This window comes from Pseudoalteromonas sp. T1lg88 (genome assembly GCF_002964765.1).
Lineage (GTDB): Bacteria > Pseudomonadota > Gammaproteobacteria > Enterobacterales > Alteromonadaceae > Pseudoalteromonas.
Window position 1 is genome coordinate 172,360 of the sequence record NZ_PQCF01000032.1, and the last position, 15,069, is coordinate 187,428.

The 15,069-nt window shown below is 49.2% G+C and carries 15 protein-coding genes; 9 read left to right on the forward strand and 6 right to left on the reverse strand.

What is annotated here, in order from left to right:
• The first annotated feature begins 75 nt into the window (after positions 1 to 75).
• Positions 76 to 1,632, forward strand: a complete 1,557-nt coding sequence (locus C2M34_RS12405) for an AbgT family transporter (protein WP_105201022.1) — start codon at positions 76 to 78, stop codon at positions 1,630 to 1,632.
• Between the two features lie 66 nt (positions 1,633 to 1,698).
• On the opposite strand, the gene C2M34_RS12410 is transcribed toward C2M34_RS12405, so the two are convergent.
• Both C2M34_RS12410 and smpB read right to left on the reverse strand, forming a co-directional pair.
• Positions 1,699 to 4,299, reverse strand: a complete 2,601-nt coding sequence (locus C2M34_RS12410) for a TonB-dependent receptor plug domain-containing protein (protein ID WP_105201023.1) — start codon at positions 4,297 to 4,299, stop codon at positions 1,699 to 1,701.
• Positions 4,300 to 4,625: 326 nt separating this feature from the next.
• Positions 4,626 to 5,108 carry an SsrA-binding protein SmpB gene (smpB, locus tag C2M34_RS12415; protein ID WP_105201024.1) on the reverse strand — a complete coding sequence of 161 codons (483 nt, stop codon included), beginning with the start codon at positions 5,106 to 5,108 and terminating at the stop codon, positions 4,626 to 4,628.
• A 163-nt stretch (positions 5,109 to 5,271) separates the two neighbouring features.
• Here smpB and C2M34_RS12420 point away from each other — a divergent pair, with 163 nt between their 5' ends.
• Both C2M34_RS12420 and C2M34_RS12425 read left to right on the forward strand, forming a co-directional pair.
• Positions 5,272 to 5,712: a type II toxin-antitoxin system RatA family toxin gene (locus C2M34_RS12420; RefSeq protein ID WP_105201025.1), complete on the forward strand. Its 441-nt coding sequence runs from the start codon at positions 5,272 to 5,274 to the stop codon at positions 5,710 to 5,712.
• A complete protein-coding gene (locus tag C2M34_RS12425; RefSeq protein WP_105213029.1) occupies positions 5,712 to 6,044 on the forward strand; it encodes an RnfH family protein in 333 nt (110 codons plus the stop codon). Before C2M34_RS12420 ends, C2M34_RS12425 begins: the two co-directional genes overlap by 1 nt.
• Before the next feature lie 65 nt (positions 6,045 to 6,109).
• Here C2M34_RS12425 and C2M34_RS12430 read toward each other — a convergent pair whose 3' ends face one another.
• Positions 6,110 to 6,472, reverse strand: coding sequence for an outer membrane protein assembly factor BamE (locus C2M34_RS12430; RefSeq protein ID WP_105201027.1), 363 nt, complete (start codon positions 6,470 to 6,472; stop codon positions 6,110 to 6,112).
• A gap of 265 nt (positions 6,473 to 6,737) precedes the next feature.
• Between C2M34_RS12430 and C2M34_RS12435 the strand changes: the two genes are divergently transcribed.
• The gene (locus C2M34_RS12435; protein WP_105201028.1) at positions 6,738 to 7,037 is read left to right on the forward strand and encodes a GIY-YIG nuclease family protein; all 300 of its coding nucleotides are present in this window, start codon (positions 6,738 to 6,740) and stop codon (positions 7,035 to 7,037) included.
• Here C2M34_RS12435 and C2M34_RS12440 read toward each other — a convergent pair.
• The 3 genes from C2M34_RS12440 to ilvC all read right to left on the reverse strand — a co-directional run bounded on the left by C2M34_RS12440 (position 6,985) and on the right by ilvC (position 10,712).
• Complete coding sequence (locus C2M34_RS12440) at positions 6,985 to 7,878, reverse strand: M20/M25/M40 family metallo-hydrolase (RefSeq protein WP_105258968.1); 894 nt, start codon at positions 7,876 to 7,878, stop codon at positions 6,985 to 6,987. The genes C2M34_RS12435 and C2M34_RS12440 overlap by 53 nt on opposite strands.
• Positions 7,875 to 9,044: a tetratricopeptide repeat protein gene (locus C2M34_RS12445; RefSeq protein WP_105213027.1), complete on the reverse strand. Its 1,170-nt coding sequence runs from the start codon at positions 9,042 to 9,044 to the stop codon at positions 7,875 to 7,877. The genes C2M34_RS12440 and C2M34_RS12445 overlap by 4 nt, the downstream gene beginning before the upstream one ends.
• Before the next feature lie 195 nt (positions 9,045 to 9,239).
• Positions 9,240 to 10,712: a ketol-acid reductoisomerase gene (gene ilvC, locus C2M34_RS12450; protein WP_105201031.1), complete on the reverse strand. Its 1,473-nt coding sequence runs from the start codon at positions 10,710 to 10,712 to the stop codon at positions 9,240 to 9,242.
• A gap of 120 nt (positions 10,713 to 10,832) precedes the next feature.
• On the opposite strand from ilvC, the gene ilvY reads away from it, so the two are divergent.
• The 5 genes from ilvY to C2M34_RS12475 all read left to right on the forward strand — a co-directional run bounded on the left by ilvY (position 10,833) and on the right by C2M34_RS12475 (position 14,998).
• Complete coding sequence (gene ilvY / locus C2M34_RS12455; protein ID WP_105258969.1) at positions 10,833 to 11,714, forward strand: HTH-type transcriptional activator IlvY; 882 nt, start codon at positions 10,833 to 10,835, stop codon at positions 11,712 to 11,714.
• A 110-nt stretch (positions 11,715 to 11,824) separates the two neighbouring features.
• The gene (locus tag C2M34_RS12460) at positions 11,825 to 12,655 is read left to right on the forward strand and encodes a MipA/OmpV family protein (protein ID WP_105201033.1); all 831 of its coding nucleotides are present in this window, start codon (positions 11,825 to 11,827) and stop codon (positions 12,653 to 12,655) included.
• Positions 12,656 to 12,665: 10 nt separating this feature from the next.
• Positions 12,666 to 13,037 carry a DUF3019 domain-containing protein gene (locus tag C2M34_RS12465; protein WP_158681444.1) on the forward strand — a complete coding sequence of 124 codons (372 nt, stop codon included), beginning with the start codon at positions 12,666 to 12,668 and terminating at the stop codon, positions 13,035 to 13,037.
• Between the two features lie 15 nt (positions 13,038 to 13,052).
• On the forward strand, positions 13,053 to 13,745 hold the full coding sequence (locus C2M34_RS12470) for a response regulator (RefSeq protein WP_105201035.1): 693 nt from the start codon (positions 13,053 to 13,055) through the stop codon (positions 13,743 to 13,745).
• A 5-nt stretch (positions 13,746 to 13,750) separates the two neighbouring features.
• The gene (locus tag C2M34_RS12475; protein ID WP_105201036.1) at positions 13,751 to 14,998 is read left to right on the forward strand and encodes an ATP-binding protein; all 1,248 of its coding nucleotides are present in this window, start codon (positions 13,751 to 13,753) and stop codon (positions 14,996 to 14,998) included.
• Positions 14,999 to 15,069: the final 71 nt, after the last annotated feature.

Genomic DNA, 15,069 nt, shown 5'->3' on the forward strand with positions numbered 1-15,069 from the left:
TCGGGCCCAGTGCCCGAGTGACTGTTTTTAGGTTATACCAATTCTGTTAAGTGAATTGGTATTAGGAGTCACAATATGAATAATAATAACGGTGACCAGCAAGGAGCTGCACCAGGCGGCGCAATCGCGCGCTTCCTTAACACCATAGAGCGAGTGGGGAATAAACTGCCGGATCCGGCGATGATCTTCCTCTTTGCTATGTTACTTATCTGGGTTTTATCCTGGGCCTTCTCGGGCGTGACCTTTGATGTTATCGACCCACGCACTAAAGCCCCCATAGTGGTGAATAATCTGCTTACTGGCCAGGCCTTGGCGGGCTTTTTGGCTTCCATGGTTACAACCTTTACCAGTTTTGCACCCTTAGGCGTGGTACTGGTGGCCATGCTGGGTGTGGGTGTGGCCGAGCATTCCGGTTATATCAATACCGGCATTAAGTTGATGCTTAAACGCACACCTAAGGCGCTGCTGACGCCCATGGTGATCTTGGTGGGTATTGTTTCGCACACAGCCACAGATGCCGGGTATGTGCTGGTAATTCCGCTTGCCGGGGTGATCTTCTATGCCATGGGGCGTCATCCCTTGGCGGGTATTGCCGCGGCTTTCGCCGGGGTAAGTGGCGGCTTTAGCGCCAACTTTATTCCATCGGGCATAGATCCCTTACTGCAAAGCTTTACCCAAAGTGCGGCGCAGATCATCGACCCGAGTATGGAAGTGAACCCGCTTAACAATTATTACTTCACCTCACTGTCGAGCATTTTTATCGTGCTGGTGGGTTGGTATATCACCGACAAAATTATTGAGCCGCGTCTGAAAAGCTCAGAAGTGGACGGTAATACCGATGAACTGCCCGCCTTTGATCAGGCCACGGGTAAAGAAAAGAAAGCCTTTTTAATCGCCACCGGCGTTATGCTGGCCGGCTTGGCCTTGTTAGCCTATGTCGCGAGCTTAGATACGTCACCGCTGCGTGCCAAAAATGGCAATCTGGCGGACTTTAGTGCGCCGATTATGCAATCCATAGTGCCGCTGATTTTCTTGCTGTTCTGGATACCCGGAGCGGTCTACGGCTTTGTTGCCGGTACCTTTAAGAGCTCCAAAGACATGATTATGGCCATGACCAAGTCCATGGAAGGCATGGCCTACTATATAGTTATGGCGTTTTTCTGTGCCTTGTTTATTGCCGCCTTTGCGCAGTCGAATCTCGGCGCCTTGTTAGCCATTGAAGGGGCTGCGGTACTTAAGTCTATGTCGCTGCCAAGTGGGGTGACCATAGTCGGTATCATCTTCTTAACCGCCTTTGTAAACCTGTTTGTAGGCTCAAGCTCGGCGAAATGGGCACTGCTAGGACCTATTTTTGTGCCTATGCTGATGCAGCTGAATATTTCTCCGGACTTAACTCAGGCCGCTTATCGCGTCGGGGATTCCAGCTCTAACATCATTACTCCGCTGATGCCTTACTTCCCGCTGGTAGTGGTCTACTGTCAGAAGTATGTTAAAAACACAGGTATAGGTACTCTGATTGCCATGATGCTGCCTTACTCCATCGCTTTCCTCGTAGGCTGGAGCCTGTTCTTACTGGCTTATTGGGGTCTGGGTATTCCGCTGGGTATTCAAGCTTCATATACCTACGGCTAACTAGCTCAGGTATCACAACGCAAATAAAAAGGCCGCTATTTAGCGGCCTTTGTCGTGTTTGGCGTATTAGTTAAAGCGCCATGTCAGGTTGGTGTAGATATAACGACCACGGGGGTTGTGTACCGATGATACATAACCGTAAAGGTCGGAATCGCCATCACCAATAGCGAACGGTGGCTCTTCGTCGAAGACGTTGTTCATGCCCACAGAGATACGAATATCGTCATTGAAGTTATAAGCACCTTGAATATCTACCAGGGTGTGCGAGTCAACGTCACGTGATTTCTGGGTGTCAAAATCAAGGGCACCGTCGAAATCGATATCAGGAGTATCTTCAAACGAGCCGACGTAACTGATGTTCATGTTGACATTGAAGTCCTGGAACTCCCAGTTGGTGGCGAATAAACCACGGTGACGCGGGTACTCGTACTCGCCAATATATTCACGGCCATCTTTGTTGAACTCGTGCATATATGACCACTCAAGGTTGAACTTGAGCAGACCCATGTCGTCCATATCCATCTTATAGTTGGTGGATATATCGATACCCGAGGCTTCTTGCGAGGAGACGTTTTCAAACGTGCTATGCACCTGTTGGATCACGCCCAGGCTTTGGCCTGCAGCAGGAGGAAGGCGAACACACACAGTGCTGTTTTGGTCGTTACAGTGAGTGTTGTAAACACTACCGAAGTCTTGCTCGTCAATCTTATTGTCTTGCTCTATGCTCCAGATATCTACTGAAAGTCCGAACTCGTTAACAGGCGCCCAAATAGCACCTAGGTTCCAAGATTCCGACTCTTCCGCTTCCAGATCCGGGTTACCGGCAAACTCGATGTTGTAGTCAAGTAAGTCACAGTCTTGGCCCGTGGCCTGACAACGATAGGTATCAACGAAGAATTGGCTCTCTTCCGATGGACCTAAGCCAATTTGTGCCAATGATGGCGCTCGGAAACCCTGAGCCCATGAGCCACGTAAAGAGAACTCGCCGTTTGGTGCCCATTTAAAGGCGACTTTCGGGTTAGTTGTTGAACCAAAGTCGCTGTAGTCATCGTGACGACCAGCAAGTTGTAGCTCAAGCTGATCGCTTAGCGGAATTGAGAATTCCACATAGGCTGCCCACTGGTCGCGTTTCGCTGCTGCTGATACCGACTCGGTGCCGAAGATCAAGCCGCGCTGGAATTGATCATCCGGTACGTCGCTGACGTCTTCTTCACGGTACTCAAGGCCTGCCGCCATCATTACCGTCTGCTCGTTAAACTCAAAGGCTTCACCGCTGATGCTGGCATCGAATGAAGTCATATGCGACTCACCGCGACGTACCAGGCTGGTGGTGATACGGTCGATAACTTCAGCTGAGTTCTGTACACCGCCGAAGGGGTTATAGTTACCGGCATCGATTTCCTGCTGTAGGAAGTCAACACGAACCCAACCCATGGAGCGATCACCGCTTTGCTCGGACTTACTGCGACCTTTTTGTGCTGCTACTTCCCAGCCCCAGTCGTTGATTTCACCGCGCAGACCTGCAACTAGGCGCAGGGTGTCTGATTCTATATCCCAGCGGCGCGGTCCTGCATCTACGGTACGGTAACGACCGATCTCAATGTCTTGACCAAATGGGTTATTTGGGTGGCTACCTGGAACCGTTAGGCCCGCATCTTCATCTAATGGCGTGGGTGCACCAGCGGCTTTAGAGGAGTTGTGCTGGGCGGCGATTTCCATAAAGGCAGTGATATCGTTATCGAATTTATAATCGAATTGGGCGATGGCACCCACTCGCTCGGCAGGCGGGGTAATAAAGCCATAAGGGCCGTAATCGAATAAACAGCTACCGCTGGCGGTAGCGCTGTCGGCTGGGCAATCTGGGTCAATGGTTTTCACGCCATCGACGTAGAAGTAACCCGGAAAACCGCGTGATGAGCGAAAATCCATACCACCGTAAGGTGACTGGTTGGCCGTGCCTAAGGAGCCCATTTCATCGGATTCAAGGCCGGTGTTTTTAAAGTAATCGAGAATAACCGAGGCGCTGCCTTTGGCGCTGGTGGTACCCCAGACCACACTGGCTGTGGTTTCTTCATGGTTTGGTCCCGTGGTTCCACCATAGCCGAGGTTGACCTCTATGCCTTCGATGTCCTTTTTAAGGACCACGTTGACTACGCCGGCCACCGCATCGGAACCATAAATGGCCGAGGCGCCGTCTTTTAAGATATCGATGCGCTCGATGGCCGATACCGGGATCGAGTTGATATCAACGAAAGAGTTGGTAATGCTCTCGGCGAAGGCACTGATAGCAACGCGGCGACCATTGATCAGCACCAAGGTCGCATCTGGGCCTAGACCACGTAAGCTCACCGCGGCACCACCATTGGCGGTTGAATCCTGGTTATTGCCGCGGGTCGAGAAGGTACCATTACCGGCAACTGGCATACGCTCTAGCAGCTGTTGCAGGTTGTCGTAACCCATATTGGCAATGTCTTCTTTGCCGATACTTTGTACCGGTGAAGGGCCTTCCATATCGGTACGTTTAATACGTGAGCCGGTAACTTCGATGCGTTCGACTTTTTCTGTGGTTGCCTCTTCGGCTTGGGCCTGAATAGACACGGATAGCGCGCCGGTGCCTAAAGCCAAGGTGAGTGCCGTGCCAAGAGCACTGGGTGTGAACTTTCTCATCCTGAAATCCTTATTATTATCCCTGTGGGGATTTTTCATTGTCATAATTATCTACTGCTAAATATCCACGTAGGAGTGTAGTAGAAATTTAGTAGAAACATAGAATTAACATTGTTAACAAGGATAAAGCAATGCACCTTTTGGTTGAATCTGTAAAAAAGCGTGTAGATTATTTTACGATTACGGGGGAAAGGCAGAAAGGGCGGCGCTTGTGGGCGCTACAGGCGAGGGGAATGCAATATTTTGTTACTAGGTTGTGGCTCTAGGCAATGGCTCTAGACAGGTTGGCAGGTAAGGGGCATAAAAAAAGCGAACCTGGGTTCGCTTTATTTTGCCTTGTGCTTTAGGGTTCGCTCTTTTTCGCGGGCCCAGTCCTTTTCTTTGGTATCGGCACGCTTATCGTGCATCTTTTTACCCTTGGCGAGGTAAAACTCCAATTTCACCCAGCATTTTTTCCAATACATGGCGGTGGCAATTAAAGAGTAACCTTCGCGCTCGGTGGCGCCGATCAAGCGGTCGATTTCACGCTTATTTAAAAGCAACTTGCGATAGCGCATGGGATCGCAAATGGTATGGGTTGAGGCGCTGTTCAGGGGTTGGATTTGGCTCCCCAATAGGTAGGCTTCCCCGTTCTTTATATGAATATAGGTTTCGGAGATATTTACCTTACCGGCGCGAATACTTTTCACTTCCCAGCCTTGAAGCTCAAGGCCGGCCTCGAATTTATCGTGTAAAAAATACTCATGACGCGCTTTTTTGTTAAGCGCGATGGTATTTGAGGTCGATTTTGCTGTTTTTTTCTTTGCCATAGTGGCGCCATTATACTGATTGTATGTGTATTTACACCAGTTTTTTATTACCTGTTTGGAGCTTGATGCGGGGTCTGATTTTAACCCTATGCAGCTGCCTTGCGAATGCCCCTTGGGGCTGGCCCTAAAGCTTGCTAGAATTGCGCTGTTGTGAGGAGAGGTTATGCCACAAATAGAAAAATCAGCGCTGGTGATGTATAGCAGCAAGGAAATGTTCGACCTGGTCAATGATGTCGATGCATACCCGGAGTTTTTACCCCATTGCAGTGACGCCAAGGTGTTTGCACAGCAGCAAAATCATATGCGCGCCGGACTGGAAATATCCAAGGCCGGACTAAAAAAGTGGTTTACCACCGAAAACACGCTTGATGCCGAGCAGCACACCATAGCCCTGGCTTTGGTGGATGGCCCCTTTAAGCATCTGCATGGTCATTGGCAGTTTATGCCCCTGGATGAGCATGCCTGCAAGGTGAGCCTTAAATTGGAATTCGAGTTTGCCAGCAAGTTGGTGGAAATGGCCTTTGGTCGCGTCTTTAATGAGGTCGCGAAAAACATGGTGCAGGCTTTTACCCAGCGCGCCAAAGTGGTGTACGGAGAGCGTTAATGATAGAAGTTGAAGTGGTCTTTGCCTTGCCCGATAAAGCAACCGTGCTCAGTGTTGAAGTGCCCAAGGGCAGCACAGCTGAAGAAGCGGTATTGAAATCGGGAATAGTGGAAAAGTGCCCGGAAATTGATATGAAAAACCTGACCCTGGGTATTTGGAACCGCACCTGCAAGCTGGATACCGAGCTTAAAGCCGGTGACAGGGTAGAGATTTACCGTCCGCTTATTGCCGATCCTAAAGAAGCGCGCCGTAAACGCGCGGAAAAAGCTAAAGAAGAAGGACGAGCCAATAAAATCACTGGCGCCAAGGTGAAAAGCGATGACCAAGGTTAAAGGGTTAAAATAATAGCTTGAGTATAAAAAAACGCAGCCTGGGCTGCGTTTTTTACATCAGTTCGCTATTGTTCAAGCGGAGTATTAAAGTCTTCTGGTTGCTCGTAATCTTCCGAGCTGATGCTCACCAGGCGCTCGTTGGCAAATTGCAGCTTCAGCTGTTTGCGTTGTTCGGACTGGCGGTCAAGGTTGAAAACATAAAGGTAATACCAGGTATCCTTGTCGAAAGCATCCTGTGCAACAGGCTTACCAAGCACGTAAAGTACTTGCTCGCGGGTCATATCAACACGTAATTTATCAACGTCGGATTGTTCTAGAAAGTTTCCCTGGGGAATATTGATGCGGTAGACCCAACTAGAGCATGCACTTAAACTACTGCATACAATAACGATGGCTGCTACCAGCGAAAACTGTTTAAACCACTGCATGTTCGATTATCAGTCCTTATTTATTGTTGTTAGCATGATACCCATTCGACACCGAAGGTAAAGCGCGAAATCATAAATCATACCAATTCTGTTAAGTATGTGATCAGATATAGCGCTGGATAAATGTTGTGATAACAAGGCAGAATTTTTCTTATGTTATTCTACATCGAAAAATTTCAACACAGTTAGCACGATATTTAGCCCGCTAGAGTGATTAGCTATTTAAGTGAATTGGTATAAGACCCTAACCGAGGTAATTAGTTTAATGAGTTTAGATAAATCCGAGTTGTGGTGGCTGTATATTGTGCAAACAAAATACGGTCATTGGTATACCGGAGTCAGTAATAATGTCGTTAAACGCCTGCAGGCCCATGAGCAGGGCAAGGGGGCGAAAAACCTCAAGGGCAAGGGTCCGCTCACCTTGGTTTTCACCATGCCTGTGGGCACGCGCAGCGCTGCCTGTAAACTAGAGAACGAGGTTAAAAAGCGTAGTCGTGCCGGCAAAGAAAAGTTTATTCACGAACATGAAAATCATCGCACCGAGATCCTAGCAACTCCCCAATAAACTGGGTTAATAATTGCAGTGTTTGCGCATAACGCTCGTCGTGGATCTGCGATATCGTGTCGCTTGTTTGATGATAATGGGGGTCATCTGCGGCGGTGACAAAGATAAAGGGCAATTTTTGCCGAGCAAAAGCCCAATGATCGCTGGCCCTTAGCCAGTCGATACGCTCGCCATCAAGACGGCGATTAATGCTGCGGTTGCTTCTGGCCAATTGGGTTCTTATTGGACTGTTATCTAAATGCTTTTTCGCTATCGGGCATAATGACTCTCGGGTATAGAAAAAAAGCCGACTGTTGGCGCGCGGTAAATTAAGCATATCGAGATTAATATTAAGGCGCACCGCATCATGGTCTTTGTTTTCGACAAAGTGTTTGGCGCCATGCAGGCCATTTTCTTCGGCATCGAAGGCGGCAAAGGTGATGTGCTTACGCAGCGGATGCAACTGCTCGGCGAGATACAAGATAGCGGCGACGCCAGAGGCGTTGTCATTGGCTCCGGGGTAATAATTATGTCCTGAGTTTCCCAAATGATCGTAATGAGCGCTGATCACCACACAATTTTGCAGGCAATCATTGCTGATAATATTACGCCCTTGACCCTGTTGAAAAAAGCCTTGCTTAAAGGCAAAGGGCTGCACCTGAGTTTGATATCCCAATTGTTGTAGCCGCCTTTGCACATAATCGCCGGCTTGGGCACCGCTATTGCTGCCCGCCTTGCGCCCGGCCAGATCTTCGCTGCTCAGGTAGGTTAAATCTCTGTGCCATTGGGGTGAACTTGTTGCCATGGCCGGGTTTGCCGCCAGCCAAATAAGCGCCGTGGCTAAAAATATGAGTGTCTTCATCGATTGTTAGCTACTAGCTCCAAGCTTGCCAGTTTGCCGCGGTAACGCAATTTATCATAGTCAAATTGCGCCCGCTTTTGCGCCATCAGCAAGTAGCGGCGTGTGGCCTTAATATCGCCCATCAGGTAATAGGTGTGAGCCATGCCGAAGTAGCTTTCGTGAATGCGCTCGTCCAGTTCGCGCGCCTTACGAAAGTGAGTAAGTGCCTTAGCGTACTGTTTTTGTACCAGGCTGTCGTTACCCAGGGCAATATGATAGTAGGGGTTGTTTTTGCGCATTTGCACCAGCTTATGCTCTATCTCCTCGGCTTGTTGTTCGCGCCCGGTATGACGATACAGAATCGCCAGATTTCCGAGCGCCGTGTTGTTATCCTTGTCGATATTGATGGCGTATTGATAGATGCGCTCGGCGCGCTCATAGTCATCGATTAAACGATAGAGGATGCCTAAATTACCCCAGCCGCCGGAGTAATAGGGATCCATTTGTGTGGCCGCATAGAAGTAACTGTAGGCGCGCTCATAGTCTTGATCTACCAATGCGGTGGCGCCCTTGTTGTTATAAAACATGGCGGCGACGCGCTCTTTGGTGATGTCTGTGATTTTAAACTGGCTGCCGGATAAATCCGGGGCAAAGTCCACAGTTACCTCACGTTCGGCGTTGTAAAGTTCATAAACGTCATTACGGCGACGCGGCGTATATAAGCGCAGGTTAATATGGCCGGTGAGCAGGTTATAGCCGCGATTAAGGGCCCAGTACTCGGGTATATGTACGCGCTGGAATTGCCCCTGAAGACCCAGGTGTTCGGCCATGCTAAAGGCCAAAATGGACAGCGACAAACAGTTGGCATTGAGTTGTTTATAGGTTTGCGCTGCGGTCAGGGTAGCACCGGATTGATAGCGCACGCTTTTGTCGCCGTTTTCCAAAATGAGCATCATTAAGCGCTTGGTGGCGCTGAGATTACCAGAACGGGTGGCAAAGACGTTATTTAACTGGGCTTTCATGGTACTGGTTAGTGCGAATATTTCCTCCAAACTTTCCACCGGTTGGGCCTGAAGCTGCGGGTGTTGCGCCAAATTAATCGGTGGTGGAGGAAGCTCTGTGACTTGTGTGCTATTGCAGCCCCATAACAGCAAAAGTGGGATAACCAGGGTAATTAAGGCGCGCATACTAACCTCCACGGCTCAGGCGTATCTAAAACTTAGACCCCAATCCTTGGAAGAATACTCGCTTAAGTATAGTGGAGGCTGATGCTTCACCGGCAGGTGAATTGTTACAAAGCATGAATGGGTGCTTGATTCACAAAGAAAAAAAGCCCAAAGCATCGACTTTGGGCGCAAGGGAGTGACGGCTATTTATAGCGTCTATACAATTTTTTTCATTGCCGACATATAGCTGCGCAGCTTAGTGCCGACGATTTCCACAGGGTGGTTACGCAGCGCCGCGTTCACCTGGATCAAGGCTTGGTTATCAACGCCATTGTCCGTTTGCTCCAGACCGCGGCCGATCACATCCGTGTCGATATCGCGCATAAAGTCTTGTAGCAGGGGTAAACAGGCATGGTTATACAAGTAGCAGCCATATTCCGCGGTGTCAGAGATGGTGCGATTCATCTCATAAAGCTTTTTACGGGCTATGGTATTGGCGATAAGCGGCGTTTCATGGAGCGATTCATAATAGGCTGACTCGTCTTTAATGCCTGCTGCCGTCATGGTTTCATAGGCTAATTCAACACCGGCTTTAACCATGGCTATCATTAAGATACCGTTGTCGAAAAACTCCTGCTCGCTGATTTGTACATCGCTATTTTCTTGCTGTTCAAAGGCCGTTTCTGCCGTTTCCGCACGCCAGCTCAGTAATTTAACATCGTTTTCGGCCCAATCCGCCATCATGCCTTTGGAAAATTCGCCGCTGATGATGTCATCCATATGCTTGTTATAAAGCGGGCGCATAATGGTTTTCAGCTCTTCGCTTAGGGCAAAGGCCTTTAATTTTGCCGGGTTGCTCAAGCGGTCAAGCATATTGGTCACGCCGCCGTGTTTAAGTGCTTCGGTGATCACTTCCCAGCCGTATTGAATTAGCTTGGCGGCGTATCCGGCGTCTATGCCTTTTTCCACCATTTTATCGAAACACAGCAGTGAGCCGGTTTGTAGCATGCCGCATAAAATGGTTTGCTCACCCATAAGGTCCGATTTTACCTCGGCCACAAAGGATGACAGCAAAACGCCGGCACGATCGCCACCTGTGCCCGCGGCATAGGCCTTAGCCTGAGCCAGGCCCTTTCCTTGTGGATCGTTTTCCGGGTGAACGGCGATAAGCGTAGGCACCCCAAAGCCGCGCTTGTATTCTTCACGTACTTCCGACCCCGGACATTTAGGAGCCACCATGATCACAGTGATGTCATCACGGATCTGCTTGCCTTCTTCAACTATGTTAAAGCCATGAGAGTAAGCCAGGGTGGCGCCTTGCTTCATCAGTGGCATTACCGCATCAACTACGGCGCTATGCTGCTTGTCCGGAGTCAGGTTTAATACCAGATCCGCATCTGGGATAAGCTCTTCATAGGTGCCGACTACAAAGCCATTTTCGCTGGCATTAAGAAATGATTGGCGCTGCTCGCTAATGGCCGACTCACGTAGCGCATAGCTAACGTTTAGGCCCGAATCACGCAGATTTAAACCCTGGTTGAGGCCTTGAGCACCACAGCCGACAATGACCAGTTTTTTGCCAAGTAGTACCTGGACGCCGTCGCTAAACTCGCTACGGTCCATAAATTCACATTGCCCTAATTGTGCCAACTGCTCACGCAGCGGTAGAGAGTTAAAGTAATTTGCCATTGTCGGTCCTTAAAATAGAAGTGCTGCAAATAGGTCTGCTATTGAATGTAGGCAAAATAGCGTGTTGCGTAAAATGATATATTTGCATTATTGTATTGCAGATATTGAAACGAGGTGTCCATGCAACATAAGCAACTCCATTACTTTTTGGCGCTCGCCGAGACCTTGCACTTTGGTCGCGCCAGCGAGCGCTGTTATATCAGTGCCTCGACCCTGAGCCGCAACATTAAGCAGCTAGAGCAGGAGGTAGGGAGCGAGCTGTTTGTGCGTGACAACCGTCAGGTACAGTTGACCTGTGCAGGCATGCATTTTATTCAATATGCCAAAAGCACCTTGGCTCATTGGCAGCAATTCAAAACCAGCCTGAGCCAGGAGCAGGAGGTAGCCGGTGAGCTCAGTATTTATTGCTCCGTCAGTGCCGCCTACAGCTTTTTAAACCCCTTGTTATCGGCACTGCGTCAGCGCCATGGCAAAATTGAAATGAAGTTGCATACAGGTGACCCGGCTCAGGCGCCGGAGCGGGTATTGGATCATCATGAAGACGTCGCCATCGCCGCCAGGCCCGAGCGTTTGGCACAACAATTGGCATTTTGTCGTTTGGGTTGGTCTGAGCTGGTATTTATCGCTCCAAAAATTCCCTGTGAGGTGAGCCAGCAGATCAATCAGGGCGGGGCGATTGCCTGGGAGCAACTTCCTTTTATTATTCCCGAGCAGGGGGAAAATCGCACCCGCTTGATTAATTGGTGGCGAACAAGGCGGATACAGCCGCCCATTTATGCCCAGGTCAGTGGCCATGAAGCTCTGGTGTCCATGGTCAGTTTGGGTTTAGGGGTGGCCTTGATCCCGCAGGTGGTGTTAGAGAACAGTCCGTTTAGTGATAAGGTGCAGATAGTCAAAGTCGGCGATGCGCCGCCGCCTTTTGAAATTGGCTTGGTGGCCTTGCAACGGCGTCTGTCTGAGCCTGTGCTCGGCGCCTGCTGGCAGTTGGCTGAGCAATTATAAATGGCGTCTAAGTGACCAAAATGAAGTGATTTGTTAATGATTGTTATTGCATACTGAACAAAACCTTGACTGTTGCTAGGATAGCGGCACTTTTATTTTCGGGAAAGCATATGCGTTTAGGGCTTCATAATTCGGTGTTGAGTGCCGCCTTGGCTGCGTTTGGCAGTGGCGTCCAGGCCAATGAGGTACCCTTAAAGCAATGGCATCTTGGCGTGAACATCGGCTATGGGATGATGACCAATCCGCTTTATGGCGGCGATGATGTGCCCTTGTATCTGGTTCCCGATATCGCCTATTACACAGATACTTGGTACCTCGACAACAATCAGCTGGGTTACACCTTTATTAACCAAGACGCGCATGTGCTCAGCGCTATTACCGAAGTTAACCCGGAAACACGATTTTTTGTCGATTGGCACCCCAGCAGTGTATTTGCGCTGCAACAAATAGACAGTAATACTCCTTTAGCAGCAGAAGGTCCGGCAAGAGTAAGAGTCGATGACCTTGATAAACGCCATTGGGCTCTCGATGCTGGTTTTGAATATCATTATTTCTCCCCGATAGGACAGTTTCAGGTCAAGGCTTTGGCGGATGTTAGCGATGTTTATCGCGGCTGGCGCGCCCAAGCAAGCTGGCGTTGGGGGTATCGTTTTGAGCAATGGGTTTTGGAGCCCAACATTGGCGTCAATTACAGCAGTAGCGAGCAGAACGACTATTTTTATGGCTTAAGTCGTGAAGAAACAGGCGGTTATGCGGATATTCTTGTTGGTAGCAGTGTCCAGCCCTATGCTAAAATAGACGTTAGCTATATAGTCGACGAACGCAATGCGCTGCGTATGCATTTAGGTTATATCGATTACGATACTCAGGCCAAAGCCAGCCCATTGTTTAAGGAATCTTCTTCGTTGACCTTATTTATCGGTGTGAAGCACCTTTTTTAGCATGATGAGTGTGGCGGCAACAGCAGTGATCGGCAGTGTGATGATAATGACAGCCATGCCCGCGTACAGTGACGAACTGCTGGAGATCTCGCCACAATATTGTGTGGTTGAAAACAAAGAACAGGCCTGTACAACTGAGGTCAATATTCGCTGGACTTTGCCCGAAGCCATACCGGTGTGTTTGCTGGAAAATAAGCGCACCTTGGGCTGCTGGCCCGCGCAGCAACAGGGGTTGTGGCAGTATAAAGCCGAGGTTCAGTTACCCGCCATATACTCCCTCACTCATGCGCACACAGGCGAATTAGTCGTAGATACCCAGCTGGAATTACAAACGTTACGCAGCTCGCGTCGACGCTTACGTTCCGTGTGGAGTTTTTTTTAATTCAGGAGTTGGCCCATGGCGAACATACTCTTAGTCGAAGACGATCTGGCTCTACAGGAGCTAACCCGGGACTACTTACAACAGAATAATCTCAATGTGGCAGTATTATCTCGCGGTGACGAGGTAATGGATTATGTGCAAAAGAATCAAGTGGACTTGATGATTTTAGACGTAATGCTGCCGGGCAAAGATGGCTTTGCCGTATGCCGCGAAGTGCGTGATAAGTATTCTTTCCCTATTTTGATGCTGACCGCCAAGGGTGAAGACTTCGATCAGGTGATCGGTCTGGAATTGGGCGCCGATGATTATGTGATCAAACCGGCAGAGCCCAGAGTACTGTTGGCCCGTATTACCGCCTTATTACGCCGTACCCAAGAGCAAGATAAAGTGGTGCAAAGCGTCACCTTTGGCGAGCTGAAAATCGATAAAAACAGCCGTATCGTTACCTTAAAAGGCGGTGAGATCACCCTTACTTCCCATGAGTTTGAGCTTTTATGGTTGCTTGCCAGCAATGCCGGTGAGGTGTTAAGCCGTGAATATGTGCATGAGCAAATGATTGGCCGCCAATACGATGGCTTAGATCGCACCGTGGATGTGCGTATTTCGCGGCTGCGTAAAAAGCTCGGCGATAACAGTGATAAACCCTATAAAATCAAGACGGTTTGGGGACAAGGTTATCTCTTCGTCAGCGACGCCTGGAGTGAATAACTAGCTTGGGCAAACTCTTTGTCAGCCTTTACTTATATATTATTGTTTCTCTGGTCATAGTGACCGGGGCCATAGAAAGGCTATGGCCCACAGAGGAGCAGTCGACACCCTTGGCGATGGAGTTGGGCAACAATTTTAAAGCCTTGGCGCAAAGCGATCTCGGTCGTCAGTATATTAATAGTCAATACCCCATGCGTTTGTTGCAGCGCAGTGATATCTCCCTCCCGAACGAGCTTGAGCAGCGTCTTGAACAGGCGCAGGCCGTGCATGTTTTCGATGCCGAAGAGCATTTGCTCTGGTATGTGCCTCTTGATGATCAAGAGTTATTACAAATAGGCCCAGTAGAGTTGCCTAAGGCCCCAGGCGAGAACTTTGTCGGCCCTTATTTGCTGTTATTGTTGGTGGTTGGCGCACCGGTAGGGCTGTGGAGTCTAATGCTGTGGCGCGATTTTAATAAACTCAGTGAAACTTGTGCACAGGTGGATGGCCGCACCGATATTAATGTCAGCGGAATGGGCCGCTCCTTCTTATTACCCATCACTGATGCCTTGCAGGTGATGCAGCAGCGCATTCATAGCCTGCTTAACGCTCAGCGTGAGCTTACATCATCCGTTTCTCATGAATTTCGCACGCCTCTGGCACGGCTTAAGTTTGCTCTGGCCATGCTAGAGCAGGGCAGCGACGAAAAGCAGCAAAAGTATATGCAGTCCATGACCTCGGATATTACCGAGCTGGAAAATTTAGTCAGCGAAATGCTCCACTACGCACGCTTAGATGCACAGAGACCGACCTTGGCGCTGGAACTGGTCGACCTTAATGAGCTGGTCGATAGCATGGTGGAAAAACTGAACTTTGACAGCAAGGTGCATATTGAGGTGCTGCACGAGCAACCGAACCTGTATCGTTGCGACCCGCACTTTTTAGCCCGCGCCTTGCAAAACCTGCTCGGCAATGCCATCAAGCATGCCCGCCATCATATTCAGGTGCGCATTTGTTCCAATGAGGAGCAATGCGATGTTTACATTGAGGATGATGGCGCCGGTATCGCGGAATCAAAACGGGCCGATATCTTTAAACCCTTTATTCGTCTCGACCAAAGCCGTGCCAAAAGCACCGGCGGCTATGGCCTAGGCTTGGCCATAACGGCAAAAATAGTGCAGTGGCACCAGGGTAAAATCAGTGTTGATAGCAGCGCCTTAGGCGGTGCTAAGTTCGTTATGTCACTGCCGCAAAACAAGTCAAAGCTCAATTAGTTCCTACTTCTTTAACAGGTGTTATCAAAACTAATAACTTAATTTAAATAAATTAATAAATGATATTGATT